This is a genomic window from Mesorhizobium sp. M1A.F.Ca.IN.020.03.2.1 (genome assembly GCF_004023205.1).
In the GTDB taxonomy this organism is placed as follows: domain Bacteria; phylum Pseudomonadota; class Alphaproteobacteria; order Rhizobiales; family Rhizobiaceae; genus Mesorhizobium.
This window is the reverse complement of record NZ_RZSV01000437.1, coordinates 1-1878: the sequence shown is the minus strand read 5'-3', so window position 1 is coordinate 1878 and position 1878 is coordinate 1. Positions and strand designations below refer to the sequence as shown.

The window sequence follows — 1878 nt, the reverse complement described above, 5'->3', positions numbered from 1 at the left end:
GCACAGGATCATGCCGCCGCGGGGCCCGCGCAGCGACTTGTGCGTCGTCGTGGTCACGACATGCGCATAAGGCAGCGGCGACGGGTGCATACCGCCGGCGACTAGCCCGGCGATATGCGCCATGTCGACCATCAGATAGGCGCCGATCGAATCGGCAATCTCGCGGAAACGCTTCCAGTCCCAGATGCGCGAATAGGCCGTGCCGCCGGCCAGGATCAGCTTCGGCTTCGTCTCATGCGCGGTCTTCTCGATCGCGTCCATGTCGAGCAGGTGGTCGTCCTTGCGCACCCCGTAGGAAGCGACCTTGAACCATTTGCCGCTCATGTTGACCGGCGAGCCATGCGTGAGATGGCCGCCGGAGTTCAAATCGAGGCCCATGAACGTGTCGCCGGGCTGCAGAAGCGCCAGGAAGACGGCCTGGTTCATCTGGCTGCCCGAGTTCGGCTGGACATTGGCGAAGTTGCAGCCGAAAAGCTTCTTGGCGCGCTCGATGGCCAGTTCCTCGGCCACGTCGACGAACTGGCAGCCGCCGTAATAGCGCTTGCCCGGATAACCCTCGGCATATTTGTTGGTCATGATCGACCCCTGCGCCTCGAGCACGGCGCGGGACACGATGTTTTCCGAGGCGATCAGTTCGATCTCATGGCGCTGGCGGCCAAGCTCGTTGCGGATGGCGCCGAAAATTTCCGGATCGGCGTCGGCAAGCGTGGTCTCGAAGAAGGATTCGAATTTGTTGGCGGCTGCCGCGGCATTTGACATGGCTTGCTTTCCCTTGGGGCCGGAGGTCTGCGAGGTCGCCGCGCCATTAACACAGTTGTTTGGAGCCCGCCACGTTTGCGGCGCGAAATTTGCTGGCCGGATTGCGCCAAGCAAATCGGCTGAACACTATTTCCGGTCGCGCCGGCTTTTGAGCAGCGCTTCTGTCAAAGTGATCTCGGAAAGCAGCGCCCGCATCGTGTGGTCGTTGATCTGGCGGGTGCGGAACATGGCGCGCACGGCGGCGCGCTCCGCCTCTATGCCGGCGTGCCTGAGCTCAAGCTCCAGCCGCCCGGATTCGCGCGCCTCGGCGCGCGCCTCTTCGGCCTCGTCGGAAGCCGCGATGCGGCGCCGGTAGCCGGCAACGATGCTGTCGGCGACCGCGAGCCGGGCCTCGGCCGCCTCGCCTTCGCCGCCCTCGCTGGCGAGGCTCTCGATCTTGGCGATGGCGGCCTTGGCAGCGCCCGCACGCGCCCGCCGCTCCTCGGCCGCACCCGGATCCTCGCCTGGCTCGACCAGCCCGCGGGCGATCCTCGGCAAAGCAAGGCTGGCGATGACCAGCGAGCAGATGATGACGCCGGCGGCGAGGAAGATCACCACGTCTCGCGCTGGAAAGGGCGAGCCATCCTGCAGCGCGAGCGGCAGCGACAGGATGCCGGCAAGCGTGATCGCGCCGCGCACGCCGGCCACCGATCCGGCAAGCCTGACGCGGAAACCAAAGGGCTCTGCCTTGCGCTTGCCGAGCCGCGCGGCGATCATCGATGCCATGTCGCCGATCCAGATCCAGAGGAAGCGCAGGCCGATCACGCAGAGCGTCAAAATGAGCACGGTCAGCACCGGCTCGAACAGCCAGTGCCGGCTGGTGAGCTCCGGCGGGACCCTGCGAATGATGTCAGGAAGCTGCAGGCCGAGCAGGATGAAGAGAGCGCCGTTGAAGACGAAGGTCAGCATCGACCATAGCGACATCGCCTGAATCCGCGCCGAGACCGAGAGATGGCGGAAAATGCCGGAGGTGCCCGTAACCAGGCCGGCGGTGACCGCGGCCAGAATCCCGGAAGCGCCGACATGCTCGGCAATGAGATAGGCGACGAAGGGCAGCAGAACCATCACCAGCACCTGCGC

General features: G+C 65.5%; 2 protein-coding genes. Both read right to left on the bottom strand.

Annotated features, from left to right (window positions below; all coding sequences use genetic code 11):
• The coding region (gene glyA, locus EOA79_RS31790; protein WP_164894057.1) for a serine hydroxymethyltransferase at positions 1-759 on the bottom strand (759 nt) is incomplete at its 3' end.
• 126 nt (positions 760-885) lie between these two features.
• On the bottom strand, positions 886-1878 hold a 993-nt coding region (locus EOA79_RS31785; protein WP_206639296.1), incomplete at its 5' end, for a cation:proton antiporter.